Genomic DNA, 24,770 nt, shown 5'->3' on the forward strand with positions numbered 1-24,770 from the left:
AATTTCCGAAATCATGGTTCAGACAATTGCGAAGAATATGTAGGTTGAATTATGTTCTAACGATGAAACGAGCGTGGCAATATCGATGCCATATATCTACTGCCGGTTAATAAAATAAATATTTATTAACCATTTGAATGACGATTAATTTTTATTTTGCCAAAACATTTGAAAAAATCCTATCTATGACTGATAACAATTATAGTTTTTACGGCGCTGTTGTAAAGAGCTTTCAAAAGGCCGCAGTGTTTACCAAATGGGACAAAGGTTTACTCGAACAAATCAGCGCAAGCAATGCAGTTTATCGCATGCGGTTCCCAATAAAAAAGGAAGATGGCTCTATCGAAGTTATTGAAGCCTATCGGGTGCAACATTCACACCACAAAACGCCCTGTAAAGGTGGTATTCGTTTTTCGCTGGCTGTAAACCAGGATGAAGTAATGGCGCTGGCGGCGCTGATGACGTATAAATGCGCCATCGTAAATGTGCCATTTGGCGGGGCCAAAGGTGGTATTAAAATTGATCCCAAAAAATATACGCCGTACGAGCTTGAAAAAATCACGCGCCGTTATACTTCGGAATTGATTAAAAAGAATTTTATCGGACCGGCAGTTGACGTTCCAGCACCCGATTACGGAACTGGTGAAAGAGAAATGGCGTGGATTGTTGATACCTACGCAGCAATGCATACACATGATATTGATGCGGCTGGCTGTGTAACAGGAAAGCCGATTTCTCAGGGTGGTGTTCGTGGTAGAAAAGAAGCAACCGGGTTAGGCGTATTTTTCGGCCTAAAAGAGGTTTGCTCGATAGAAGACGAAATGACTAAACGTGGACTTACACCAGGAGTTGAAGATAAACGAATTGTTGTTCAGGGACTGGGAAATGTGGGTTTTCATACTGCTAAATTCTTCCAGGAAGCCGGAGCTATTATTGTTGGCATTGCCGAATTTGAAGGATCTATTTCAAAACCAGATGGAATTGACATAAATGAATTAGTAGAGTTTAGAAAAAGAACCGGTTCTATTCTTAATTTTCCTGGTGCTGTAAATCTCGAAAACAATAAGTCTGCGCTTGAGCTTGATTGCGACATATTGATTCCTGCGGCTTTGGAAAGTGTTATTGATGGCGAAAATGCGCCACGCATCAAAGCAAAAATTATTGGCGAGGCGGCCAACGGGCCTTTAACACCTGAAGCAGATGAAATACTTTTACAAAAAGGAGTTTTGGTAGTTCCGGATATGTACCTGAATGCTGGCGGTGTTACCGTTTCTTACTTTGAATGGTTGAAGAACCTAAGCCACGTTCGTTATGGCCGCATGGAAAAACGCTTCAACGAAACGATGAACTCACGAATTTTAGACGAAATAGAAGAATTGACCGGGAAAACTGTGGATGAAAAAAACCGGACATTTATAAGACATGGCGCAGACGAAGTAGAGCTTGTGTACAGCGGATTAGAAGAAACTATGATAACCGCCACGCGCGAAATTATGGCTGAATGGAAAGCCAATGAAAAGATTCCGAATATGCGCACAGCAGCCTATGTTGTAGCTATTAATAAAGTGGCTACCAGTTATGCAGAGTTGGGAATATTTCCGTAACAACAAAAGATATAAAAAAGAAAAGCGGCAAGATAAATTTTCCTTGCCGCTTTTTTGTTATGTGATCTTATTGCGGTAACAATACCTGATCTATACGATGAATGACGCCATTTATATGATTTAGGTCATTTGTGGTGCTTGGTGGCGCACTCAATATAACATTGGAAGCAGTGGTATTAGCAAAGCCCTTTGCAGTTGCGGCTGTTACACCACTTGCCCCAAAAGTAGCTTTCAATGCCACACCCGGGTGGTTGGCAACAGATGCATTTAATAAAGTTGGAACAAAAGCGTCTGTTGTAGGAAAATTTACTGTAAAATTTCTGTACCCAACAGTAGTCGCTCCAGGCTTAGCCAATAAATGATACGCCACAATACCTTGTGCCAGTTGTTGCGTCATAACAGCAGCTAAGGCAGGGCCGTATCCAGGAATAGAAGCTGGATCTGAAATAATAGTTACGCCATAAGTAGCTACTAAGCCCCTTGCAGCGGCGTCAGCTATAGCGGGCTGTATACCTTGTCCTATCAAAGCTAAAGTGATTTGCCCAATTAGTAGTTGTTCAAAAGCGGCATTGGTAGGTATTAAGGCAGTAAAGTTGGCGTTAGGTGTCCGTAATGCAGATTGAAAGGTTCCCTCAGGTTGATCTCCTCCATCAGCGCGTATCACAGCTGCTTTAAAGTAAGTGTACTCGTCTCCGGCATTTGCTGCAATGGTTTGCCAAAGCACTTTATCGGGCGGTAGCAGGGCTACATAAGTTTTGTGCATCACTCCGTTCGATGCTGCAATATCTGGTGCCGTAATAGGTACATTATTAGCAAAAACCGTGGTGCCTTGTTTGCCTAAGAAAACAGGCATTCTATAACCAGGCGGCAATGTTGCTGAAGGAGGCGCCAATAGTAACATGCTTTGTAAATACAAATTAAGGCCAGGCGACACAGGATTGATGCGGTTGGTAGTGAGTTGCTCCCCGCCTATTAAATGATATTTCAACAGCGTATCTAATTTTCCCACGCTGAAAAAATTCAGCGATGCCGGATCGGCTGGTAATCCAAGTAGCGCAAAGGATCTTAGAAGCGCCGCATTATCCGGCGCAAAAAAGTAACCGTGCCATTGGGGTTGGCTAAAATATCAGAAACTTTTCCGGTTGGACTTGCGAATGTGCTGGCTTTTTCTATCGCTGATCTTAGAATAGAAAATTCAGCAGCATCCAGCTTTTGCATAATGGTTTCCGTTTCTGATGAACTCATCCGGTGTAAGTGGAACAGCCTCGGGCAATTCTTTGTTACATGCCAGCAATGCAACCGAAATTACCAGCAGCATCACAGTTATTTTATTGATAAATCTATAATTGATAAGCATATTTGATAAGTTTAGTATAAGCAAAGTGTTTGTTATAAGTTATACGTAAAAGCGAGATAGTAAAGACCGCCAATACTTGGGTTACCGATGGCGTTTGTATAGTATTCATTAAACAAATTGTTAGCACCCAATTTTAACTGAGATTTTATAGCAGGCAGCTTATACAAAAGGGCAGCATCAATAATATGAATTGGATTTAATGTGCCGGATGCAAAGTCTCCTTCAAAAACCACTTTATCCTGCCAGCGCCAATTCAAATTAAACCCAAATAAATCGTTCGGCCCAAAGCCCGAGTTGCTCAAACCTAATAGGGATCTGTATTTTGGGGAATTAAATGAGGAACGAAAACCACTTGGCACATCCTTAATTTCATCAGAAGAAAGATTTCCGTTTACTGAAAAATTAGAAGGCAGACGCCAGTCGAAACTCATACCCCAGCCAAAAGTTTTTACTTTGGCATCAGAATTTACAACAACAGAAATACCACGATATTTAGTAGGATCTGCCTCATCGTAAAACTGAACTACATCCCTTCTACCAATAAAGTTTTCGTATGTTCCGGTATAAACATAAGCATCAACGAATATCTTTTTTGCAAGCAATGCTTTGTAACCTAATTCATAACTCACTACACTTTCGGGCTTGATTTCTTTATAAGGTACAGGAATACGATTTGTTGGATCTGCAACAAACTCCTGCGCTGAATAGCCGGGGTTATCAATTAAATCGTATGACTCCCAAATAACTCTGTTACCACCAATCAATGTTCCGCTTCCCACCGCAAGGTCAATCCATTGTTGTTGTGTACTTGGAAAACGATAAGCTGTTTGATAAGATAAACGTATGTTATGATCTTTTGCTGGTTGAATGACTGCCGTAAATCTTGGTGTAAATCGCCCTTTAAAATATTCATTTTTATCATACCGGCCTGCTGCAGTTAATTTCAGGCGGTCTTTTATAATTTCTTTCCCCACTTGCACATAGGCACCTACTTCGTTAATCTTAATTGGCCCATCATCTTCATGAAACAATGTGTTCTCACTATTTAAAACAAACTGCCTCCAATTACCGCCAGCTAATAATTCTACTGCATTATTTACCAAAGAAGAAAAATTATACTGGCCCTCCGCAACATACAGGTCAGATTTATCAAGAAATAAACCACCATTTTGATATATGGGTCGCAGGCGTGTTTCATCCCAAAGCTTTGTAAACTCAGCAGATCCGGCAGCCGGTCTGCCGTCATCGGCAACAGATCTCGCAAGATTATGAGACTCCGCATCTCCCATGCCCCCCATTTTTGCGTTCATATATGCAAATGCGTATTGCATATACCAATCAGTAGGCTGTGGCGTTGGGTTTCCATTTGCATCGGTGGTTACACTTGTTTTCCAAGCCTCATTAAACTGTCGGGCCGTGGCCGTCAGATTATGAGACTCTCCAGCATTTTCCTGAGTAGTATAGCCGCGAACGAACCAATTATCAGATTTCAACTCTAATTTATACTGCGCTATTTGAAAATCCCGCAACGAGTATCTATCACTTCCTGTATAAACTGAAGTTCCGGCACCTAATTGCCCCATCAAAATAGCTTCTATTTTAGGTGTTATTTTATAGTGCAAGGCACCACCCACTTTATAATTGAGTGTATTGGGATCTACCAATTCATTTTCCGTGTATCCGGTTCGGGAAACCGGAATATTTTCAGGCAATTGGCTGATATAAGACTGCCAGAAAGGGACCTGCCCTCCAATACCACTTAATAAAGCTTTTAAATTTACAGTTGTTTCATCTCCATATACGTTGATACCATCATAGTTTGGATCCGTATCACGAGTACCATCCTTAATCATACCATTGGTGCCTACACGACCGTAATTTCTGTAATCGCGGGCCAGCCAGTCATTAGCTTTAATAAATTCACCCGTTATTTTATAAGCAAATTTTTCGGAAACTTTTTGCCCCCATCGCAAAGCATAATTTTGATAAGGAGAAGCGTCTCTCCATTTATTACCCAAATTCATAGCACCTCCTTTTACCTGGAAGGAAAGTCCTGTATAATTAAATGGATTTTTACTATTGATCAGTAAAGTACCATTCATACCGCCGGATCCATACAACGCAGAAGATGCGCCAGGCAGCAGTTCCATACTTTCTACATCGAGCTCCGTTAACCCAACAATACTTCCGACAGAAAAATTAAGAGCCGGAGCTTGATTATCAATACCATCAACCTGCTGATTAAAACGGGTATTACCGCTTCCTGCAAAACCTCTGGTGGTTGGGGATGTAAACGTAAGAGATGCGTTGACCACATCAACGCCTTTTAGTTTACCAATAATATCGTAATAACTGGCATTGGGCGTGTTCTTTATTGTAGCGGCGCTTACCCTTTCTACCGTAACCGGAGACTCAATTAAACGCTCATTAAAGCGAGAAGCAGATACGACTATTTCCTGCCCCAGCATAGGCTTTAACGAAACCGTGATAAATGAAGTATTGACCACAGTTACGCCTTGTGCTTCGTAGTTAACCGAACTAACGGTTAAACTAGCAGGTAAAGAAGATACCCTGATTTCAAATTCACCCTTTTCGTTAGCAACAGCACCTATTGTGCTGCCTTGTAACGTAATAGAAGCAGATGGAACACCTTCCCCGCTTTCGCCGCTTTTAACAACGCCCTTCAGCGTTTGAGCCATAGCAGCAGAAACAGCGCACAGGAATGTCATGGTAGCAAGCAATCGTGCATAGGTTTTCATGTGTAATTTTTTATTGGTTTTTGGTCACATGGAATTCCGCATAAGAAAATATTTATTGTTTTCGGGTATGAAAATGAACATTTTCTTATGCTCCATTTCATAAAATGGATTTTGTGTTGACAATTATACTATTAAAATAACATTTGTTAGTTTATTGGCAAAATAAAGTTTAGGCAAGTTGAAATGTTTACAAAGAGTTTTATTGTCCCGGCTGATGAACACAGCTCAACGATCTTGCCACAGTTTATCCCGCTCACTGGACTCGCTTATACTGTTGTACATAACTCAACCTACATATTCGATAGCTATCAAATCGCAACCAATAATCGGTCAGACGGAAACCGTATCAACTTATTAACTTCAATGATAACTCTCACAGAAAGCATGAAATAACACAGAATTTATATTGTTTGTGTACTTCTGTGTAATCTGTGAGAAACACATTTCCCTTATCAACATTTCAACTATCCTTACTATTTTCGCGCCATGTCTGAATTAAACTTTCTCAAACAAACTAATTTCTACCGCGGTAAGGTAAGAGATGTTTATACCATTGATAACAGATTATTAGTGATGATTGCATCCAATCGCATTTCGGCCTTTGATGTTATCTTACCCAAACCCATACCATACAAAGGACAGGTTTTAAACCAGATCGCAGCATATATGCTGAATGCGACAAAAGACATTTGCAAAAACTGGCTGCTGGAAACGCCAACTGCAAATAGTTCCATCGGCTATAAATGCGAACCTTTTAAAATAGAAATGGTGGTACGCGGCCACTTAACTGGCCATGCTTGGAGAACATACAATAGTGAAAAGCGAACATTATGCGGCGTTGCCCTACCCGAAGGAATGAAAGAGAATGATGCTTTTTCAACACCTATCATTACACCCAGCACAAAGGCCAGCGAAGGACATGATGAAGACATCAGCAAAGAAGAAATTATTGCGCAAGGATTAGCTACCGCTGATGAATGGCAGCAATTAGAAACATTAGCACTTGCCTTATTTAAGCGCGGACAAGAACTGGCGTTAAAACAAGGATTAATACTGGTTGATACAAAATATGAATTTGGAAAATTGGGTGATGAAATCATATTAATGGATGAAATTCATACACCCGACAGCTCCCGTTATTTTTATGCTGACGGCTTTGACGAACGTCAGCAAAAGGGCGAAAAGCAAAAGCAGCTAAGCAAAGAGTTCGTTCGGGAGTGGCTGATCGAAAATGGCTTTATGGGAAAAGAAGGGCAACAAGTTCCCGAAATGACGGAAGAGTGGATCAGCACTATTTCTAACAGATATATTGAGCTTTATGAAAAAGTGATCGGCTCAACATTTGAACCTAAAAATGTTAGTGATGAAGAACAGCGGGATAAAATATCACAGGCTTTGGAGAGGTATTAACTAATGATCGTCATAATGCCCAAGCAATGCATAAACTATAATTTTGTTGCGAATTATTATATAAATCAGCCGGTCTTTTTTGTAATCCGCCCCGACCAAAAGCCCCGCCATTCGTGGTTCAACTGTTCTGGCTGGCCAATTCCTGAATAAGGATCTTCTGCAATCGCTTTTAAGAGTTTTTGAATTTTAGCCTGAACAGATTCATTGCCGGCTTTTTTCCAAAACCGTAAATGCGAAAGAGCTGTATCTGTAAACGCTATTTCCATAGGTCATTTACCGAAATATTAGTGAGTTTACCGGCTTTAGCTTCATTAACACTTTTTCGCATTGTTGTTACCCATTCTTTGTTGTAAGTAATGTCAATTTCAGCATCATCGAGCGGCACTATTGCAAAAGAGCCTTTTGAATTGTGTACAATAATTCTTTCGGACTTCGCTCTGTCTAAAAAACTCTTTAGATTATCCCTAAATTGGGTTACTGAAATAATGGATGCTTTTTTCTTATTTTTTACTGTGGAAATTATTATTCGTTTCATCAAAATAATAAACTCGTACGACATTTCGTACGTCTTTTTATAGAGCCAGTTCTACAATTTGAAACTAAAAGTTATCAGTAGCATTAGAAAAATACTAAAAAAGATAAGGGCCGCAAATGTTGCGGCCCTGTTTTATAGAGAACGGATAAACTACTATCTTGAAATGCCAATTTTCTGCCTTCCACTTTGCAATTTTAAACTTTGATTTTTCATGGCAAATTCTGGGTAAACACCATATCGCTCATAATAATAATAATCTATTGCTTCTTGAGCATCTGCTTCAGTACGGATATTAGTCTCAATTACGTTCACATTCATTTCAAAACCAGCCGTAATATTCTGAATTCTTTTTCTACCTGACCCAAAATCACCTCTTAACCTTTCATCAACATCTGGCCAGAAAGATTCATTGTCCAAGCTTTCAAGAACTGCGAAGCGACCATCTTCAATAAATTCCACCGTAAAAAATTCGTCAGCATATTCATACACATAGGCGTCCTCTCTTCTATCAATATCATCATGGTAATCTCTTTTTCTACAACTTGCCAGTAAAACAACGCCGGCTAATATTACCAGCGATATGGATATAAATCTTTTCATTTTTTATAAGTTTAGTAGTTCGTTAAAATTGTTGTTCGTCTAATATTAAGATTATTCAAGAGCTTAAAGGGTTTGTAGCGCATTGTTAAAAAACATATAATAAATTACTGCTTGCCACAAAAGCACGAATATTTTGAACAGATATCCTTTGTGTATTCGTGGCTACCAATAAAGAATAAGCTACTTTTATGCCAAATGAGTCCAAAATGAAAACAATCATTATATCTGGTTTTCTATTTTCGATATTGTATTTACACAATCCGGTTATGGCACAAAAACTTGTTATTGGAACCTACACCAACAATGGCAGTAAAGGAATTTATATTTATGATTTTGACGCAAATACAAGTAGTGTAAAAGAGTTAAGTGTGGTTGAAGCAGGCAACCCTTCTTATCTTACCGCCAGCAAAAACAATCGCTTTCTTTATAGCGTCAACGAAAGTGATGAAGGAAAAATATCATCTTTTTCTTATGATCAACAAAAGGCCAGCCTCACTTTGCTGAATACGCAACCCAATAATGGCAGTGCGCCATGCTATGTAAGTATTGACAAAACGGGAAAATGGCTGTTTGCTGGTAATTATGGAAGCGGAAACTTAACTGTTCATCCCATTAAAGAAGGTGGATCCATTGGCGAAATGCAACAGTTAATACAACATGCCGGAAGCAGCAGCAATAAAGAAAGACAGGAAGCACCGCATGTACACTGTACGTATGTAAGTCCTGATAATAAATATCTATACGTTCCCGATTTGGGCATTGACAAAGTAATGATTTATCCGTTCGACGCAAATACGGGGAAATTAGATGAGAAAAATAAATCCTCAATCAATGTTCCTGCTGGCGGCGGACCAAGGCATATTATTTTCACAAAAAAGGAAACTTCGCTTATCTGATTGAAGAGCTAACCGGTAATGTTCTCGTTATAAAAAAAGATGGTTTTAAACACGACATTATTCAAACAGAAAACCACTTACCAAAGAATGAAGCCGCAGCAGGTGCTGACATTCATTTATCGCCAGATGAAAAATTTCTTTATGTTTCTCAACGCAGCAATAGCACTTTGCAAATTTTTAAGGTAAACCCTAAAGACGGTACAATAAAATATGTTGGAGAACAATCACCTCTTGGCAACTTCCCGCGCAATTTTACCATTCATCCATCAGGAAAATATTTGTTAGCAGCTAATCAAAAATCAAACAATATAACCATCTTTAAAATAAATAGGAAAACAGGCTTGCTTACCAATACGGGTGAAAGCATTAAAGTGGGTTCGCCTGTTTGTTTGCAATGGATTGGGGAGTAGGTCGTGGTTTCAAGTTGCTGGTTACTGGTTTGTTACCAACTACAGATAATTTTTATTGGCCCAGCTGATGAATATGTATCATCGATTTTGCCACGCTCGTTTTATCGTCCCGATTATATAGCATCCTATATCAGCGATTGAGACACAAACCTCCGAGGTTTTGAAAATCTCGGAGGTTTGCCCGAAACCTGAAACCAGCAACCAGCAACCTGTAACATATTTAATACCTTTGCGCCCTGTTGTCAATACCAGCCACACATACACTTTTAGTGAAGCAACTCAGCAAACAGCTTGGTTTCGATTATTGCGGAATAGCCAAAGCCGTTCCGCTAGATGAAGATGCGCGCAAGCTGGAAGCCTGGCTGAACAAAGGCATGCATGGACAAATGAAATACATGGAAAATCATTTTGATTTACGTGTTGATCCAACTAAGCTGGTGCCAGGCGCGAAATCGGTAATTACTTTATTGCTTAATTACTTTCCTTCTCAACAACAAAACTCCGATGCACCAAAGATCGCCAAATATGCTTACGGCAACGATTACCACGAAATAATAAGAGCTAAACTCAACGAGTTCTTATTCATGATCCGCGAAAAGATTGGAGATATTCAGGGACGTGGTTTTGTAGATTCGGCGCCTGTGTTGGAGCGAAGCTGGGCAAAGAAAAGCGGTTTGGGATGGGTGGGTAAAAACGGTAATCTAATTACTAAACAAAACGGTTCTTATTTTTTATTGCAACACTGATCACCGATTTGGAGTTGGAATACGATGATCCTTTTGCTAAAGACTTTTGCGGCTCGTGTAGTAAATGTATTGATGCTTGTCCGACGGACGCCATACTTCCAAACAAAGTAGTTGACGGTAGCCGGTGCATTTCTTATTTCACTATTGAACTAAAAGAAATGTTACTTCCTTCAGAAATGCATAACAAGTTTGATAATTGGATGTTTGGCTGCGACACCTGTCAGGATGTTTGTCCGTGGAATCGTTTCAGCAAACCCACAACAGAAGCAGCTTTCAACCCCATTCCTGAAGTGCTTAATCTTTCTACTAAAGAATGGGAATCGATGACAGAAGAAACTTTTAAAAAGATATTTCGCCATTCGCCTATGAAAAGAAGCAAGTTTAAAGGTATTCAGAGGAATCTTAGTTTTTTACAGCAGCAACAAAGTTGACAGAGGATAGTTGACCTTTGACAGAAAAAAACTCCCATTCTTCTTTAGTTTTTGGTTAGACCGAGACGGTCAGACCATTTCATCGCTGTCAACTGCCATCTCTCAACTATCATCTATTCTTCAAATTCGCCAACCCTTCCTGCATCCGTTCGCCGTAACCTTTATCCAGCATCAGGCTTGAAAATTTTTCCCAAGGATACCATTTCAAATCAAAGTCCATATAAGTTTGAAGCGCTAAAGAATCATTTCTATTATTATTATTAATCTGCCAACCACATTTTACAGGCCGTGATCCGCGTTGCATGTGCACAATTACAGTACTGTCGGATGACTCCTTAATGTCAACTATAATATCTTTCGCACGGGCTTTCACTACCCTACCATCAACAACCTGTTGTTCGGTCAACTCAATTTTATCAAACCCGGGATACCAATTTTTCCACTGCGATATATCGCGCACCTGGTTTAATATGCTGTCTCTTCCTTTAGCAATGCTCGTCATTCTAAACACTCTTATACGCGAAGGAATAAAAAATGAAACAATACACGCCAGTGCAAAAAAAACGACAATGCTTAGAATAATAAGACGAATGTATTTCATGGGAAGTGTAAAATATTGAATGTAAAATTTTAAATAAGAAATGTTGAATGTAAAATAATAGAAGTTCTGTTAATCCTATAAATCATGATTCAGATAATTATCGTCGTTTATGTAGGCTGGGATATGTACCACAAAAGAATTGAGTGACACAAGATCGATGCCACATGTTCATTGCCGGGACAAAAATTCTACATTCTAAATTCATAATTTAAAATTTAAAATTTCTCACTCCCACTTCATTACTTTCATTACAATTAGGTACACAACAATGATCCAAATACCTAGAATACCGATCTCTTTCCAAGTGTCAAATAAATGCAATCCTTCAAAAGAAATTTTGCGCATGGCATTATTAAACTGTGTAAGCGGAAGCGCCTGGCAAAGGTTTTGCAGCCATGTTGGGAATACATTGATCGGAAAAAAGTTCCTGATAGTAGTATCTGCGGGAAGCCAAAAAGGTTAATTAATAATGGAATGCTGGTGTCGCTTTTGGCGAGGCTGGCAAAGATCAATCCAACGCCCATTAGCAGAAACAACATGTAGATCGTCATTACGATCATTTCTATAAATGTTATTGCTCCATTTACCAACGTAAAGTTTAAAAAGAAATGACCGAATAAAATAAGTACAATTACGTTGATCAGCTGAAATACCAAGCGGCTGGCGCCAATGCCTATGAGTATATTTATTTTTCGGATAGGCGATGCATAAAAACGCTTTAACACTAATTGCTCGCGCAGATTAAAAAACACGAAAGATATACCAAACATAGTGGCAAAAAGTATGGAAAACCCAAGCTGGCCGGGCAATACAAAATCTATTTGACGATATTTTTTTCCGGGAACAATTTGAGGAACAAACGAATATTCTCTTTGCAATTTATGTGCATCATCTAACTCAATTTGCAAAGCCTGATAATCCAGCGTGCGCATCAGGTTGTAAACGCTTCCGCCACTGGCTTCGCTTGAAAGTAAGTTTACTTTATAATAATGTCCCGAATCAAGTGGTACAGGTTGAATATGTACTAAGGCATCAATGTTACCTTTTATAAGATCCGCATTCTGCTTTGCTGTATCGCCGTTGTAAGAAACTATTTTTATTCTTGAACTGCTTGTGAGACTGTCATATAAAACATTGGTCGTATCACTGTTTGCGCTTATAGCAATTTTAAAGGGATCGGCGGCCGATCACTGAAAGCGCCAAAGATCAAAATAAAAATAATTGGAAATAAAAAACTAAAGAACAATGAGGAAGGCTGGCTAAAAATAGCTTTAAAGCTTGCTTTTGTTACTGCCCACAAAGCTCTTGACTGACTGTAAGACATTAAGAAATTTCTGATTTGAGATTGCTGATTTAAGATTTAATTGATCGTAAAATCAAAAGGCAAACGCGCCTGAGCTCCGTTGGTCATTTCTTTTACTTTTATCATTTGCCTGTAAACATTATAATAATCATCACCTAATTCTTTTTTAATTTTGTGCCTGTTACCTCTACTTTATCCATTCCTAAAATACGTTCGAGCAGGCCACTTTGCTTTGGATATTCCTTCACTTCGTATTCGTCCAGTTTCGCTTTTTTGCAGCAGCAGCAATAGCAGCGTTCAAACCTCCGTAAGCGTCAATCAAACCCACTTCTTTTGCTTTAAGTCCCGTCCACACTCTTCCCTGCGCGATAGTTTCCACATAAGCGGTGTCTTTTTACGCCCTTCTGCAACACGCTGTTTAAATTCAGCATAAATTTTTTCGATGCTGGCCTGTACCAATTTCTTTTCCTGCTCCGTCATTGGATGATCAACATTACCAGCATTTGCCAGCGGACCGGTTTTTACACCATCGAACGTAACACCCAGCTTATTCTTAAAAAAGTGCTCATATCCGGCACAACGCCAAATACGCCGATAGAGCCTGTGATGGTATTTTTAGATGCAAAAATACTATCTGCTGCCGCTGATATATAATAGCCGCCCGAAGCTGCAACATCACCAAAGCTAACCATCAGGTTTTGCTTTTTTGCCAGCAACATTTCCCGCCAGATATTCTCACTGGCCAAAGCGCTGCCTCCGCCTGAGTTTACACGAACCACTATAGCCTTTATCGATTTATCAAGCCTTGCCTTCCTTAAAAGATCCACATAGTTTTCGCTGCCAATATTATCTGCATCTCCTTTTCCATCAACAATACTGCCGGTAGCATATATCAAAGCAATATTATCTCCGTCACCACTTAAATCTTTATTAGCCGATCCATATTTTTCAATACTGATAAAATTGATTTTTTTATCGGCGCCTACTTTTAACCGGCTTTTTATTTCATCCTGCAATTCATCGTTATATTTTACACCATCAATTAGTTTATGCGCCACCGCATCCTGCGGCGTTTTAATAGTTCCGTCATTTGCTAACTGATGCAATGTTGCGGTATCTATCTTTCTGACTTCAGATGTTTTGATCAAAAAATCATTATATATGTCATTCAACCAAACGCTCGTCTGTAAACGATTTGCGTCTGTCATTTCTTCCACACGCAACGGTTCTGTAGCGCTTTTAAACTTGCCGGCATAAAAAATCTGCGGCTTAATTTCAAGTTTATCCAATGTTCCTTTTAAGAACATATAATTTACACCAAAACCGATCCACTCAAAATATCCCTTTGGGCTTACATAAATTTTGTCAGAAATATTTGCCAAGCTATACGCTTTTTGCGACATCATATCTGCATAAGAAATAATAAACTTCTTTGATCTTTTAAAATCTAACAACGCGTTTCTTATTTCATCGCTATTTGCGAAACCATTGGCATTTCCATTTGCTTTTAAAAGAATACCGCTTATGTTTTCATCATGCTTTGCTTTTTCAATTAAGCGTATTACATCGTAAAAAGATGGCTTTTCATCAAGCGACTCTGATGCTACCACTGTTTGAAAATCAGTTACCGGACGCTCCTCAAAGGTTTTACTTAAATCAATTTCAAGCACCGATTTTTCGGCAACAACAGGAACCGATTTAGATAAAGCGCTGCCCATTATTCCTGCAAAAAAGAAAAAACCCACAATGCAAAAAACAACTAAGGCCAAAAAAGCCGCCAGAAAAATTTTAAAAAAAGATTTCATATTTATTTTTAATTATTGAATCATCGTCAGTACTACTATCAACAAAATTGCCACGCTCGCTTGTACAGCAGAATATATTTCAGCTATTTTTGACCAACGGCTTTACAACCGCCAAAATTAAAGATATTTGACCTGGTTTTATGGAAAATAGAATAAACGAAACATATCTGATCGTAGGCACCAATTTGGGCAGCAAACATACCAATTTGGAAGAAGCGAGGAAAATGATAGAGAAGGAGATCGGGCCGATCACAAAAAAATCTTCTGTTTACGAAACGGAGCCTTGGGGTATTGAAGATCAACCCACTTTTTACAATCAGGTATTACTGGTTCAAACAAGATTAGATGCACCCTCCGTGCTCAACGCCATTTCAAAAATCGAAATGGATATGGGACGTATAAGAGCGGAGAAATATGGGTCAAGAGTTATTGATATAGATATTTTATTTTTCAATAATGATATTTATGATTCCGACGCATTGATCGTACCGCATCCAAGAATTAAAGAAAGAAATTTTGTATTAGCACCGCTGGTGGAAATCGCCGGTAATGTTGTTCATCCTATATTACAAAAAACGATAACTCAACTTTGGAGTGATAGTGATGACAAATTGGGCGTAAAAAATTAGATACAGATCATTGACAGTTTTATATATTTCTTTTGTAAAAATTTTTATTTGTAATATTGACAGAAGGAATCTTTATTATAATAAAACGATACCTCAACCAAGCAAACATTGCGTTACGAATTCATAACCATAGAAGGAAATATTGGCGCCGGTAAAACTACCTTGGCAACAGAACTGAGCAAGCACTATAACGCAAGATTGGTTTTAGAAGCGTTTGCCGACAACCCTTTTCTGCCAAAGTTTTATGAAAATCCAAAACAGTTTGCTTTTCCTTTAGAGCTATTTTTCATGGCTGAACGATATAAGCAATTACAGGAGATTTTATCACAGCAAAATATGTTTCAGCAGTTAACGGTTACGGATTATTTGTTTAAGAAATCACTGTTATTTGCAAAGGTTACACTAAGCGAAGAAGAGTTCAGGTTATACCAGCGTTTATTTGACATTGTACAACAACAGCTCATACAGCCTCAGTTATTAATTTATCTTCATGCGCCGGTTAGAAAGCTACAGGAGAATATTAAAAAAGACAAAGAGAGTACGAACAAAAAATTCCGGATGATTATTTGCTAAGCCTGCAAGAAACCTACCTTCAATATATCCGCCAGCTTAACATTCCTGTTTTATTGGTAGATGCTGCAAGCGCCGACTTTATTACTAACGACGATCATCTTAAAATTATTTATGAAGCATTGGAACGGGAATATGAACCAGGAATTCATCATATTCATTTGTGATAATTCTACCGTATTTTTGCACCCTCAATGACAAGCACAAACGCCCCCGAAGTACAGATCACCAACGACCCATTCGCGGCAGTTCGAATACCTGAATACAGAAACCTTATGATTGGCCGTTTTACATTTGTAGCGGCTATGCGAATGATCACAACGGTAGTAGGTTGGTGGATCTATCAAATAACAAAAGACCCCTTAGCCATTGGCCTTATAGGCCTTTCAGAAGTTATACCTGCACTTTCTCTGGCGTTATATTCCGGACATAGAGTAGATACAAATGACAAGAGAAAACTGATCCTGCAAGGCATTATTGGTTATTTCGTAGCTGCGCTTGCATTGTTTACATTATCAACCGAACGTACGCAGGAATTTCTTCATACCAATCATATTGCCTGGTTTATTTATGGCGTATTTTTTTCACCGGAATGCTGAGGTCCTTTGTAGGACCATGCTTCAGCGCCATGATAGCAACCATCGTTCCTAAAAATTTATTGCAGAATGCAACGACCTGGAACCAGGGCACCTGGCTTTCTGCTTCGGTTACAGGACATGCGGTTGGAGGTTTTTTAATTGCCTTTATTGGAATCAGTTCTACGATTCTTGTTATTTCCAGCCTTATCTTATTGAGTATAATATTCCTGTTCCAACTAAAACCTAAACCTCCGATACAAATCCCGGTAGAAGGAAGTGATGTAGCGTTTACTAAACAGCCTGAAAAGAAAACATGGGAAAGCATTAAAGAAGGACTAGCTTTTGTATTTCAAACCAAAGCCCTTTTGGCAGCGATGGCTTTGGATATGTTTGCTGTTTTGTTTGGCGGCGCGGTCGCAATGATTCCAGTGTTTGCAAGCGACATTTTAAAAATCGGGCCCAAAGGGTTTGGCTGGCTAAATGCAGCAACCGACATTGGTGCCATCTTTATTGTGGTAATACTTACGCTATGGCCAATAAAAAAGCACAAGGTAGAAAAATGCTTATAGCAGTAGCTGGGTTTGGTACTTGCATCATTCTTTTCGGAATTTCAAAAATCTTCTGGCTTTCGTTTTTCGTTTTAGTAATTGCGGGCATACTTGATGGTGTTAGTGTTGTGGTGAGAGGAACTGTAATGCAATTGCTTACGCCCGACCATATGCGTGGACGTGTAAGCAGCGTTAGCGGAATGTTCGTTTTAAGTAGTAATGAGCTAGGCCAGTTTGAAAGCGGCGTCATGTCGCGCGCAATGGGCGTTATTCCGTCGGTAGTTTTTGGAGGTTGTATGACATTGGCGGTGGTTATTACTACGTGGTTTAAAGCTCCCACTTTACGGAAATTTGAGTATTAGAATTACTTCAAATAAACCTTTCAAGAATGTGAACGTCAAACCCCTCAAACAACTTTATAGTTAACGATGCAAATTCTTTACAAGAAAAAAATCCTGCCGGGACTAATAGCCTTATTTTTCACTTCAGTGATCTTTAGCAATAAAGCCTTTTCACAATTGAAGCCTAATATTCTGTGGATAACCATTGAGGATACTTCGCCCGAATTTATTGGATGCTATGGAAATAAACATGCAAAAACACCAACTATTGATAGCCTGGCTTCTGTTGGCATACGCTTCACAAATGCCTTCTCAACGAATACGGTTTGTTCGCCAAGCCGCACTACCCTTATCACAGGCGTACGCACCTATGAAGCCGGTACCGGCCATCATAGAAGCAAATACCCGACTCCTGATTTTATGCGCGGCTTTCCGTATTATATGCAACAGGCAGGATATTACACATCCAATAATGTAAAAACTGATTATAATATTGCCGATCCCAAAAACTTCGTAGCAACAGCATGGAACGAGAGTAGCGCAAAGGCAGGTTGGGAAAGCAGAAAACCGGGCCAACCTTTTTTGCCGTTTTTAATTTCACTGAAAGTCATCAGTCGAAAACTATGACGGACCCATATGAAGTTTATAAAAAAATGTGTGGGATAAGCTAGCTCCCGATGAACGCACAGCAGACGACGCATTTTCAATACCTCCATTTTACAACAACACGCCTGCCATGCGGAAGCAATTCGCAAGAGTGTACAATTCAATTACCCTAACAGATAAAAGAGTTGCAGAAGTATTGGCTCGTCTGAAAAAAGATAAACTTACTGATAGCACAATTATTTTTTTCTTTAGCGATCATGGCGAAGGTATTCCACGCGGAAAAACAAATGGCATAGATCTGGGTTACCGGGTTCCATTTATTATTTGGGTGCCACCTATGTTTCGAAATCTTACTCCAGCTCATATTTCAGGTACAAATAATGAGCTTTTAGATTTTGAGGATCTCGCTCCTACCCTTATTAATCTGGCTGGCGGAACTGTTCCTGAACATATGAAAGGCCGTATTATTATGGGCGCAAGCAAAAAGGCCTCACCGGATTATATAGAATTATCAACTGATCGCAGCGATAACGGTATTGATATGGTGAGAAGTATCACTGATGGACGATACATTTATTCACGCAACTATTTATCTTTTATACCAGAATTAAGGTATATCAATTACATGGAAATTGCTGAGATCAAAAAAATCATGCGACAAGATTTGAGGGACGGCAAGCTGAACGACATGCAGCAACAATATTTTTTACCTCGACCGGCTGAATTTTTGTTCGACACTAAAACAGATATTTGGGAAACAAAAAATCTTGTCGACGATCTTTCCTACAAAGGCACGCTCAATTTGATGCGCAAAAGACTGGATTCTTCTATGAAGGCATCACGCGATGTTATGCTATTACCTGAATATGAATTAGCGTCGTTGGCTGCACAAAAGCAAGACGCGTACAGCTATCATTTAAGTGATGCTTATCGGTTCGATGAAATTTATAATGCCGCAAGCTTAAGTGGATTTCGTAGTAAAGATATTGCTGCAAAACAGATCAGCTTGTTGACACATACTAATAAAATCGTTCGCTATTGGGCTGCTTTGGGTTTACGCTCTCAAGAAGGTGTGACTTTAAACAATTATAAAAAAGAGCTTTTCAAGGCCTTAAATGATACGTACGCTCCTGTAGCCATTACTGCAGCCGCAACGAGTTACAATTTGTTTGCAGATTCAGCTTCGGCAAATGTATTACGAAAAGCTATCCGGTCTAATGAAGAGCACATTGCCCTTATGGCCATCAATTATTTATTATATACAAAACATCCTGAACCATTTGTTGATGCCGTAATAGATGCTCGCACTAATACAATAGATGAAGAAGGCTATGTTAAATGGGCTGCGCAGGACTTCTTATCGCGCCTTGGGCTGATGGAAAATAAAAGAAATAAGGATAATCCTGGCAGGAACAATAAACGTGCAAAGCGAAGATCCTAAAAATAAAAATGCCGGCGCAGTGCAAGTACGCCGGCATACAACTTTAAAATAACAGAATTTAGATAACTCGAACTCTCAATACTCCTTCAATCGCTTTTATTTTTTCAATACTTTCTTCACTGCTTACCGTTTCAAGATCAAGAATAGTATATGCATAATCACCACGGCTTTTGTTGATCATATCTTTAATATTGATCTTTGCATCAGCCAGCGCTGTAGATATTTGTCCAACCATGTTAGGAATATTTTTATGAGCTACAGTGATGCGCTGTTCTCCTGACATTGGCATTTCGCAATTAGGAAAATTAACTGAATTTCTTATGTTGCCTGTTTCTAAATAAGCTTTGGTCTGCTTTGCGGCCATCTCAGCACAATTATCTTCTGACTCCGGCGTAGAAGCACCAAGGTGAGGTATAGCAATCACACCGGGCCTGTTGATCATTTTTTCATTCGGGAAATCTGTTACATAAGCACCAACAGTTCCATCTTCTATAGCTGCTAAAATATCATCATCATTCACCAATTCTCCGCGTGAAAGATTAATAATTCTTACGCCTTTCTTCATCTGTGCAAAAGTGGCTGCATTTAACGTTCCTTTTGTTTGCGCGTTGTAAGGCATGTGCAACGTAATAAAATCTGCATTTTCAAATATCGTTTTCAGATCGTTTGCTTTTCTTACCGCGCGCGATAAACCCCAGGCTGCATCCACAGAAATATACGGATCATAACCCAGCACTTCCATACCTAAATTAGTTGCTGCATTTGCAATTAACACACCAATAGCACCAAGGCCAATAACGCCTAATACTTTGCCTTCAATTTCTGGACCTACAAACTGCGCCTTTCCTTTCTCTACTTCTTTAGCAACATCCTGTGTTAAGCTGTTGGCCCAATTGATACCTTCAACAATTTTTCTTGAAGAAATCAACATCGACGTTATCGCCAGTTCTTTTACAGCATTAGCATTAGCTCCAGGCGTGTTAAACACAACGATGCCTTTTTCAGCGCACTTATCAACCGGAATATTATTAACACCAGCCCCTGCACGGGCAATGCTTAATAACGACTCAGGAAATTCCATGTCATGCATGGATGCACTTCTCAACAATATCCCATCTGGGTTTGCCGCATCATCAACAAGAGCATAACCTTCACCGAATTTATCTAACCCGATCTTAGCTATTTTATTTAATGTTTTAATTGTATAGTTCATTTTCATTCTGTTCATGGTTTATAGTTGATAGTTCATAGCTATAAACCGTTTTATTATTTAAGATTTAAATTTATGGTTTGAGATTTGTCAGTCACCAACCAACCATGATCCATTAACTATGAACCATGAACAATTCTTACTTATTCGCTGCTTCAAATTGCTTCATAAATTCCACCAGCTTTTGCACGCCTTCTAAAGAAATAGCATTGTAAATGCTGGCACGCATACCACCAACAGAACGATGTCCTTTTAATTGAACAAAACCCGCTGCTGTAGCTTCTTTGATGAATTTGGCATCTACTTCTTCATTGCCTGTAACAAAAGGGATATTCATTACAGAACGATCTTTTCCTGACACAGTGCTTTTAAATAAAGAAGATGCGTCAAGGAAGTTGTATAAAGCATTTGCTTTTTCGATATTGATCTTTTCCATTGCATCTACACCGCCTTGTTCTTTTACCCAGTTCAAAACCAGTCCCATCAGGTATATACCGTAAGTAGGCGGCGTATTGTACATGCTGCCATTTTCAATATGCTCTTTGTAATTGAACATAGTTGGCGTAAAGTCCATTGCATTACCGACAAGATCTTCACGAATAATAACAACCGTTACACCAGCAGGGCCCAGGTTTTTCTGCGCTCCTGCGTATATCAATCCAAACTTTGAAACATCGTAATTTTTAGAAAGAATATCAGAAGACATATCTCCAACTAAAGGAACATTGCCTGTATCCGGCAGTTCAGCATACCTTGTACCATAAATGGTGTTATTGGTAGTGATGTGAAAATAATCAGCATCCTTATCAAATTTAGCTATGTCCAATTCAGGTATATAGCTAAACGTTTTATCTTCTGAAGAAGCTATAACGTTCACCGCGCCATAACGCTTTGCTTCTTTAATGGCCTTTTTAGACCAAGCACCCGTATTCACATAATCTGCTTTTTTATTTTTGTTCATCAGATTAAGTGGCACCATAGCAAATTGAGAAGATGCTCCGCCTTGCAGAAATAAAATCTTATAGTTTTCGGGCACATGCATCAACTCACGCAATGTACTTTCTGCCGAATCAAGAATGGACATAAAATCTTTTGAGCGGTGGCTCATTTCCATAACGCTCATACCACTTGTTCCATAGCACAATATTTCGCTTTGTGCTTTCTTTAAAACCTCTTCCGGAAGTGCAGAAGGGCCGGCCGAAAAATTGTAAACTCTTTGCATTGCCAATTAATTATTGTTTAAAATATTGAGGCGCGAATTTAAACTTATCTAACGTAATTACAATCCTGTACTGTTGATTTTTAACAGTTATGCACATTTGGTGAACAAAGTTACAGTTTGCTGACAGTAACTTTCAATTTACTAACGACCGTTAATTGTTAAATGGAGAAAATTCTGGGCAGGAAAATGATTAGACCAACAATCAAAGCAGCAATTGCTACAAGCAGAACAGCTGCAGCGGCGAGGTCTTTTATAATTTTTATGCGCTCATGATATTGCGGTGATATAAAATCGCAAAGCTTTTCAATAGTTGTATTCATTAGTTCGGCTGCCATTACAATGCCAATACAAATAATGATAATAACAAACTCCATTGATGATATGTGTAGAAAAACTCCCAAAGCAATCGCAACACAAGCCGAAAAAAGATGCACTCTAAAGTTCTGCTCCGATCGAATGGCAGCTTTTAGTCCGCTAAAAGCATAGCCAAAACTTTTTATTAATTTCTTTATAGAAAATGGAGCGTTCATGCAGCAGCAAATCTAACCAAATATTAACAGGAATAATTCAATGGTAAACTACTTCAAGCTTTCAACTTTTATTTAGTTGTGAATAATAAAAATGCGAAGCCTTTCAAGCTTCGCATTTTAAATACTTATTTATTTTTTATTACGCCTCGCTTATTGCAGCAATACCGGGCAAGGTTTTTCCTTCAAAAAACTCAAGCATGGCGCCACCACCTGTAGAAACATAGCTTACTTTATCAGCATATCCAAATTTATTAACTGCTGCAACACTGTCGCCGCCGCCAACTAAAGAGAAAGCGCCATTTTCTGTAGCTTCAGCAACTGCATCGGCAATGGCTTTGGTACCGCCTTGGAATTTTTCCATTTCAAAAACACCCATTGGGCCGTTCCATAAAATAGTTTTCGATTTTTTAATAACATTGGCAAACTGCCCTCTCGATTCGCCAGCAATATCAAGCCCCATCCAGCCTTCAGGAATATTGTTGCTTGGTGCTTCTGAAGTATCAGCATCAGCTGCAAACTTATTTGCGATAAGGCTTTCGCCTGGCAAATGAATATTTACATTCTTCGCTTTAGCTTTTTCCAAAATATCTTTTGCAGTATCTAATCTGTCTTCTTCGCAAAGAGAAGAACCTATATTTCCACCCATTGCTTTAAAGAAAGTATAAGCCATTCCTCCACCAATTATAATATCGGTTGCACGTTCCAACAGGTTTTCTATAATCAATATCTTGTCTGAAACCTTTGCCCCGCCTAATATTGCAGTGAATGGCTTTTGTGAATCGCCCAATACTTTTTGTGCATTGTTCACTTCGGCCTCCATTAACAAGCCAAACATTTTTTTGTCGCCCGAAAAGAATTTTGCAATTACTGCAGTTGACGCATGAGCACGGTGTGCTGTTCCGAATGCATCGTTCACATATACGTCGCCCAACTTGCTTAGCTTTTCAGCAAAGGCTTCATCGCCTTTTTCTTCTTCTTTATAGAAACGAAGGTTTTCTAATAATAGAACCTCTCCTTCACGCATCATATCAGCAGTTAAATAAGCTTGCTCACCTACACAATCGTTGGCAAACAAAACAGGAGCGCCATCTAATAATTCACTAAGATGCTTTACTAAATACTTTAATGAGAATTTATCTTCAGGTCCGGTTTTAGGACGACCTAAATGCGACATTAAAATTACTTTGCCTCCGTCGGCTAATATTTTCTTAATAGTAGGAATGGCAGCTTTCATACGTGCATCAGAAGTGATTTCCATGTTCTCATTAAGCGGAACATTAAAATCTACGCGTACCAATGCTTTCTGGCCTTTGAAATTATAATTTGAAAACTTAGACATGATGTGATAAGTTGAAAGGTTGAAAAGTTTATATGTTGACAAGTAGTGAATGGTGAATAGACTATTCGATGAACATTTTTATCGTTAATATGGGCTGAGATATGTATTACAAGTAAAGTGTGCGACGCAATACCGATCCCATATATTCTTCTGCCGGGACAATAAAAACAAAAAGCGGAACATGATGCTCCGCTCTTCATTTTATTATTGTAATTACTTGCTGATTAATCCGGCAAAATATTTAACCGTGCGAACAAGCTGGGAAACATAGCTCATTTCGTTATCGTACCATGAAACAGTACGTACGATGTGCTTGTCGCCTACGTTCATTACTTTAGTTAAAGTAGCGTCGAACAAAGAACCGTAGCTTGTGCCGATCACGTCGCTGCTTACAATTTCATCTTCGTTATAACCGAAGCTTTCGTTGGCCGCTGCTTTCATCGCTGCATTGATTTCTTCTACCGTTGCTGGCTTATTTAAAATTACATTTAACTCGGTGATAGAACCAGTGATAGTTGGAACACGCTGTGCGCTACCATCTAATTTACCTTTAAGATTAGGCAATACCAAACCGATTGCTTTTGCAGCACCAGTGCTGTTAGGAACGATATTAGCGGAAGCTGCGCGTGCACGGCGAAGGTCACCTTTAGGATGCGGCGCATCTAAAGTGTTTTGATCGTTCGTATAAGCGTGAATGGTAGTCATGATTCCAAGTTCGATACCATAAGTATCATCCAATACTTTAGCCATCGGCGCTAAACAGTTGGTTGTACAAGATGCACAACTAACAATTGTTTCGCTACCATCTAATATATCATGGTTTACATTGAATACGATAGTTTTCAAATCACCAGTTGCAGGCGCTGAAATTACTACACGTTTTGCACCGGCAGTAATGTGAGCTGCTGCTTTATCTTTATCGGTGAAGAAACCTGTACATTCTAACACCACATCTACATCATGATCTCCCCATGGAATTTGAGCAGGATCTTTTTGCGCGTAAATTTTGATTTCTTCGCCTTCTACTGTAATTGAATTATCGGAATGAGTAACATTTTTATTAAACGGACCTTGCGCTGAATCGTATTTTAATAAGTGTGCTAAGGCTTTAGGGCTTGTAAGATCATTAATTGCTACCACATCAATGCCTTGCTGATTGTAGATTTGACGAAAAACTAAACGTCCAATTCTACCGAAACCATTGATGGCTACTTTTACTGTGCTCATGATTTTTTAGTAATTTAATTAGTAAGAACTTTTTTGGAGGCGTGAAGTTACAGATTTTATAGGAAAGTGTAC

Annotated in this window: 25 protein-coding genes and 3 pseudogenes; 12 read left to right on the forward strand and 16 right to left on the reverse strand. The window is 39.1% G+C overall.

Features of this window, described 5'->3' with window-relative positions; genetic code table 11:
- Nucleotides 1-185: 185 nt before the first annotated feature.
- Entirely contained in the window at nucleotides 186-1,604 is a 1,419-nt protein-coding gene (locus tag MKP09_RS14835) for a Glu/Leu/Phe/Val family dehydrogenase (RefSeq protein WP_240830771.1), read from the forward strand.
- A 67-nt stretch (nucleotides 1,605-1,671) separates the two neighbouring features.
- Here the strand turns inward: MKP09_RS14835 and MKP09_RS14840 are convergent.
- From MKP09_RS14840 to MKP09_RS14850, 3 genes and pseudogenes are all read right to left on the reverse strand, one after another.
- Nucleotides 1,672-2,640 (reverse strand): annotated as a pseudogene (locus MKP09_RS14840) (fasciclin domain-containing protein); the annotation flags it as partial.
- Between the two features lie 29 nt (nucleotides 2,641-2,669).
- The gene (locus tag MKP09_RS14845; RefSeq protein ID WP_240830772.1) at nucleotides 2,670-2,849 is read right to left on the reverse strand and encodes a hypothetical protein; all 180 of its coding nucleotides are present in this window, start codon (nucleotides 2,847-2,849) and stop codon (nucleotides 2,670-2,672) included.
- A gap of 144 nt (nucleotides 2,850-2,993) precedes the next feature.
- Entirely contained in the window at nucleotides 2,994-5,720 is a 2,727-nt protein-coding gene (locus MKP09_RS14850; RefSeq protein WP_240830773.1) for a TonB-dependent receptor, read from the reverse strand.
- A 486-nt stretch (nucleotides 5,721-6,206) separates the two neighbouring features.
- On the opposite strand from MKP09_RS14850, the gene MKP09_RS14855 reads away from it, so the two are divergent.
- Nucleotides 6,207-7,130, forward strand: coding sequence for a phosphoribosylaminoimidazolesuccinocarboxamide synthase (locus MKP09_RS14855; protein WP_240830774.1), 924 nt, complete (start codon nucleotides 6,207-6,209; stop codon nucleotides 7,128-7,130).
- Nucleotides 7,131-7,195: 65 nt separating this feature from the next.
- On the opposite strand, the gene MKP09_RS14860 is transcribed toward MKP09_RS14855, so the two are convergent.
- The 3 genes from MKP09_RS14860 to MKP09_RS14870 form a co-directional block, all read right to left on the reverse strand.
- Nucleotides 7,196-7,396 carry a type II toxin-antitoxin system YoeB family toxin gene (locus MKP09_RS14860; RefSeq protein WP_240830775.1) on the reverse strand — a complete coding sequence of 67 codons (201 nt, stop codon included), beginning with the start codon at nucleotides 7,394-7,396 and terminating at the stop codon, nucleotides 7,196-7,198.
- Entirely contained in the window at nucleotides 7,387-7,689 is a 303-nt protein-coding gene (locus tag MKP09_RS14865; protein ID WP_240830776.1) for a type II toxin-antitoxin system Phd/YefM family antitoxin, read from the reverse strand. The genes MKP09_RS14860 and MKP09_RS14865 overlap by 10 nt, the downstream gene beginning before the upstream one ends.
- Before the next feature lie 129 nt (nucleotides 7,690-7,818).
- Nucleotides 7,819-8,265: a hypothetical protein gene (locus MKP09_RS14870; protein WP_240830777.1), complete on the reverse strand. Its 447-nt coding sequence runs from the start codon at nucleotides 8,263-8,265 to the stop codon at nucleotides 7,819-7,821.
- 266 nt (nucleotides 8,266-8,531) lie between these two features.
- On the opposite strand from MKP09_RS14870, the pseudogene MKP09_RS14875 reads away from it, so the two are divergent.
- The 3 genes and pseudogenes from MKP09_RS14875 to MKP09_RS14885 all read left to right on the forward strand — a co-directional run bounded on the left by MKP09_RS14875 (nucleotide 8,532) and on the right by MKP09_RS14885 (nucleotide 10,748).
- Nucleotides 8,532-9,571 (forward strand): annotated as a pseudogene (locus tag MKP09_RS14875) (lactonase family protein).
- Nucleotides 9,572-9,840: 269 nt separating this feature from the next.
- Nucleotides 9,841-10,317: an epoxyqueuosine reductase gene (locus tag MKP09_RS14880; protein WP_240830778.1), complete on the forward strand. Its 477-nt coding sequence runs from the start codon at nucleotides 9,841-9,843 to the stop codon at nucleotides 10,315-10,317.
- A gap of 8 nt (nucleotides 10,318-10,325) precedes the next feature.
- Nucleotides 10,326-10,748 (forward strand): epoxyqueuosine reductase, encoded by a 423-nt coding sequence (locus MKP09_RS14885; protein WP_240830779.1) that lies wholly within the window; start codon nucleotides 10,326-10,328, stop codon nucleotides 10,746-10,748.
- Between the two features lie 109 nt (nucleotides 10,749-10,857).
- On the opposite strand, the gene MKP09_RS14890 is transcribed toward MKP09_RS14885, so the two are convergent.
- The 5 genes from MKP09_RS14890 to MKP09_RS14905 form a co-directional block, all read right to left on the reverse strand.
- Nucleotides 10,858-11,349, reverse strand: a complete 492-nt coding sequence (locus MKP09_RS14890; protein ID WP_240830780.1) for a hypothetical protein — start codon at nucleotides 11,347-11,349, stop codon at nucleotides 10,858-10,860.
- A 281-nt stretch (nucleotides 11,350-11,630) separates the two neighbouring features.
- Nucleotides 11,631-12,515, reverse strand: a complete 885-nt coding sequence (locus MKP09_RS14895) for an ABC transporter permease (protein ID WP_394801090.1) — start codon at nucleotides 12,513-12,515, stop codon at nucleotides 11,631-11,633.
- A 381-nt stretch (nucleotides 12,516-12,896) separates the two neighbouring features.
- Complete coding sequence (locus tag MKP09_RS26300) at nucleotides 12,897-13,031, reverse strand: S49 family peptidase (protein ID WP_262915421.1); 135 nt, start codon at nucleotides 13,029-13,031, stop codon at nucleotides 12,897-12,899.
- The gene (locus MKP09_RS14900; RefSeq protein WP_317235380.1) at nucleotides 12,971-13,240 is read right to left on the reverse strand and encodes a S49 family peptidase; all 270 of its coding nucleotides are present in this window, start codon (nucleotides 13,238-13,240) and stop codon (nucleotides 12,971-12,973) included. Before MKP09_RS14900 ends, MKP09_RS26300 begins: the two co-directional genes overlap by 61 nt.
- On the reverse strand, nucleotides 13,174-14,457 hold the full coding sequence (locus tag MKP09_RS14905; RefSeq protein WP_240830782.1) for a S49 family peptidase: 1,284 nt from the start codon (nucleotides 14,455-14,457) through the stop codon (nucleotides 13,174-13,176). The genes MKP09_RS14900 and MKP09_RS14905 overlap by 67 nt, the downstream gene beginning before the upstream one ends.
- A gap of 140 nt (nucleotides 14,458-14,597) precedes the next feature.
- Here MKP09_RS14905 and folK point away from each other — a divergent pair, with 140 nt between their 5' ends.
- The 7 genes and pseudogenes from folK to MKP09_RS14940 all read left to right on the forward strand — a co-directional run bounded on the left by folK (nucleotide 14,598) and on the right by MKP09_RS14940 (nucleotide 19,170).
- The gene (folK, locus tag MKP09_RS14910; RefSeq protein ID WP_240830783.1) at nucleotides 14,598-15,086 is read left to right on the forward strand and encodes a 2-amino-4-hydroxy-6-hydroxymethyldihydropteridine diphosphokinase; all 489 of its coding nucleotides are present in this window, start codon (nucleotides 14,598-14,600) and stop codon (nucleotides 15,084-15,086) included.
- Nucleotides 15,087-15,248: 162 nt separating this feature from the next.
- Nucleotides 15,249-15,823: pseudogene (locus tag MKP09_RS14915) on the forward strand (deoxynucleoside kinase).
- A 27-nt stretch (nucleotides 15,824-15,850) separates the two neighbouring features.
- Entirely contained in the window at nucleotides 15,851-16,255 is a 405-nt protein-coding gene (locus tag MKP09_RS14920) for an MFS transporter (RefSeq protein ID WP_240830784.1), read from the forward strand.
- Nucleotides 16,249-16,803 (forward strand): MFS transporter, encoded by a 555-nt coding sequence (locus MKP09_RS14925; RefSeq protein ID WP_240830785.1) that lies wholly within the window; start codon nucleotides 16,249-16,251, stop codon nucleotides 16,801-16,803. Before MKP09_RS14920 ends, MKP09_RS14925 begins: the two co-directional genes overlap by 7 nt.
- Complete coding sequence (locus tag MKP09_RS14930) at nucleotides 16,794-17,144, forward strand: MFS transporter (protein WP_240830786.1); 351 nt, start codon at nucleotides 16,794-16,796, stop codon at nucleotides 17,142-17,144. Before MKP09_RS14925 ends, MKP09_RS14930 begins: the two co-directional genes overlap by 10 nt.
- Nucleotides 17,145-17,210: 66 nt before the next feature.
- Nucleotides 17,211-17,750: a sulfatase-like hydrolase/transferase gene (locus MKP09_RS14935; RefSeq protein ID WP_240830787.1), complete on the forward strand. Its 540-nt coding sequence runs from the start codon at nucleotides 17,211-17,213 to the stop codon at nucleotides 17,748-17,750.
- Nucleotides 17,751-17,778: 28 nt separating this feature from the next.
- On the forward strand, nucleotides 17,779-19,170 hold the full coding sequence (locus MKP09_RS14940) for a sulfatase-like hydrolase/transferase (RefSeq protein WP_240830788.1): 1,392 nt from the start codon (nucleotides 17,779-17,781) through the stop codon (nucleotides 19,168-19,170).
- A 58-nt stretch (nucleotides 19,171-19,228) separates the two neighbouring features.
- Here MKP09_RS14940 and MKP09_RS14945 read toward each other — a convergent pair whose 3' ends face one another.
- The 5 genes from MKP09_RS14945 to gap form a co-directional block, all read right to left on the reverse strand.
- Nucleotides 19,229-20,383: a phosphoglycerate dehydrogenase gene (locus MKP09_RS14945; protein ID WP_240830789.1), complete on the reverse strand. Its 1,155-nt coding sequence runs from the start codon at nucleotides 20,381-20,383 to the stop codon at nucleotides 19,229-19,231.
- 136 nt (nucleotides 20,384-20,519) lie between these two features.
- Nucleotides 20,520-21,602 (reverse strand): 3-phosphoserine/phosphohydroxythreonine transaminase, encoded by a 1,083-nt coding sequence (gene serC / locus MKP09_RS14950; RefSeq protein ID WP_240830790.1) that lies wholly within the window; start codon nucleotides 21,600-21,602, stop codon nucleotides 20,520-20,522.
- A gap of 158 nt (nucleotides 21,603-21,760) precedes the next feature.
- The gene (locus MKP09_RS14955) at nucleotides 21,761-22,132 is read right to left on the reverse strand and encodes a diacylglycerol kinase (RefSeq protein ID WP_240830791.1); all 372 of its coding nucleotides are present in this window, start codon (nucleotides 22,130-22,132) and stop codon (nucleotides 21,761-21,763) included.
- Between the two features lie 139 nt (nucleotides 22,133-22,271).
- The gene (locus MKP09_RS14960) at nucleotides 22,272-23,471 is read right to left on the reverse strand and encodes a phosphoglycerate kinase (RefSeq protein WP_240830792.1); all 1,200 of its coding nucleotides are present in this window, start codon (nucleotides 23,469-23,471) and stop codon (nucleotides 22,272-22,274) included.
- Nucleotides 23,472-23,684: 213 nt separating this feature from the next.
- Nucleotides 23,685-24,698, reverse strand: a complete 1,014-nt coding sequence (gene gap, locus MKP09_RS14965; RefSeq protein WP_240830793.1) for a type I glyceraldehyde-3-phosphate dehydrogenase — start codon at nucleotides 24,696-24,698, stop codon at nucleotides 23,685-23,687.
- Between the last annotated feature and the right edge of the window lie 72 nt (nucleotides 24,699-24,770).

This window comes from Paraniabella ginsengisoli (assembly GCF_022513635.1).
In the GTDB taxonomy this organism is placed as follows: Bacteria; Bacteroidota; Bacteroidia; order Chitinophagales; family Chitinophagaceae; genus Niabella; species Niabella ginsengisoli.

Bases quoted from the DNA above. Each gene is read 5' to 3' on its own strand.
- MKP09_RS14835 (WP_240830771.1), top strand. From the start codon at position 186: ATGACTGATAACAATTATAGTTTTTACGGCGCTGTTGTAAAGAGCTTT.
- MKP09_RS14845 (WP_240830772.1), bottom strand. From the start codon at position 2,849: ATGAGTTCATCAGAAACGGAAACCATTATGCAAAAGCTGGATGCTGCT.
- MKP09_RS14850 (WP_240830773.1), bottom strand. From the start codon at position 5,720: ATGAAAACCTATGCACGATTGCTTGCTACCATGACATTCCTGTGCGCT.
- MKP09_RS14855 (WP_240830774.1), top strand. From the start codon at position 6,207: ATGTCTGAATTAAACTTTCTCAAACAAACTAATTTCTACCGCGGTAAG.
- MKP09_RS14860 (WP_240830775.1), bottom strand. From the start codon at position 7,396: ATGGAAATAGCGTTTACAGATACAGCTCTTTCGCATTTACGGTTTTGG.
- MKP09_RS14865 (WP_240830776.1), bottom strand. From the start codon at position 7,689: ATGTCGTACGAGTTTATTATTTTGATGAAACGAATAATAATTTCCACA.
- MKP09_RS14870 (WP_240830777.1), bottom strand. From the start codon at position 8,265: ATGAAAAGATTTATATCCATATCGCTGGTAATATTAGCCGGCGTTGTT.
- MKP09_RS14890 (WP_240830780.1), bottom strand. From the start codon at position 11,349: ATGAAATACATTCGTCTTATTATTCTAAGCATTGTCGTTTTTTTTGCA.
- MKP09_RS14905 (WP_240830782.1), bottom strand. From the start codon at position 14,457: ATGAAATCTTTTTTTAAAATTTTTCTGGCGGCTTTTTTGGCCTTAGTT.
- folK (WP_240830783.1), top strand. From the start codon at position 14,598: ATGGAAAATAGAATAAACGAAACATATCTGATCGTAGGCACCAATTTG.
- MKP09_RS14920 (WP_240830784.1), top strand. From the start codon at position 15,851: ATGACAAGCACAAACGCCCCCGAAGTACAGATCACCAACGACCCATTC.
- MKP09_RS14925 (WP_240830785.1), top strand. From the start codon at position 16,249: ATGCTGAGGTCCTTTGTAGGACCATGCTTCAGCGCCATGATAGCAACC.
- MKP09_RS14930 (WP_240830786.1), top strand. From the start codon at position 16,794: ATGCTTATAGCAGTAGCTGGGTTTGGTACTTGCATCATTCTTTTCGGA.
- MKP09_RS14935 (WP_240830787.1), top strand. From the start codon at position 17,211: ATGCAAATTCTTTACAAGAAAAAAATCCTGCCGGGACTAATAGCCTTA.
- MKP09_RS14945 (WP_240830789.1), bottom strand. From the start codon at position 20,383: ATGAACTATACAATTAAAACATTAAATAAAATAGCTAAGATCGGGTTA.
- serC (WP_240830790.1), bottom strand. From the start codon at position 21,602: ATGCAAAGAGTTTACAATTTTTCGGCCGGCCCTTCTGCACTTCCGGAA.
- MKP09_RS14955 (WP_240830791.1), bottom strand. From the start codon at position 22,132: ATGAACGCTCCATTTTCTATAAAGAAATTAATAAAAAGTTTTGGCTAT.
- MKP09_RS14960 (WP_240830792.1), bottom strand. From the start codon at position 23,471: ATGTCTAAGTTTTCAAATTATAATTTCAAAGGCCAGAAAGCATTGGTA.
- gap (WP_240830793.1), bottom strand. From the start codon at position 24,698: ATGAGCACAGTAAAAGTAGCCATCAATGGTTTCGGTAGAATTGGACGT.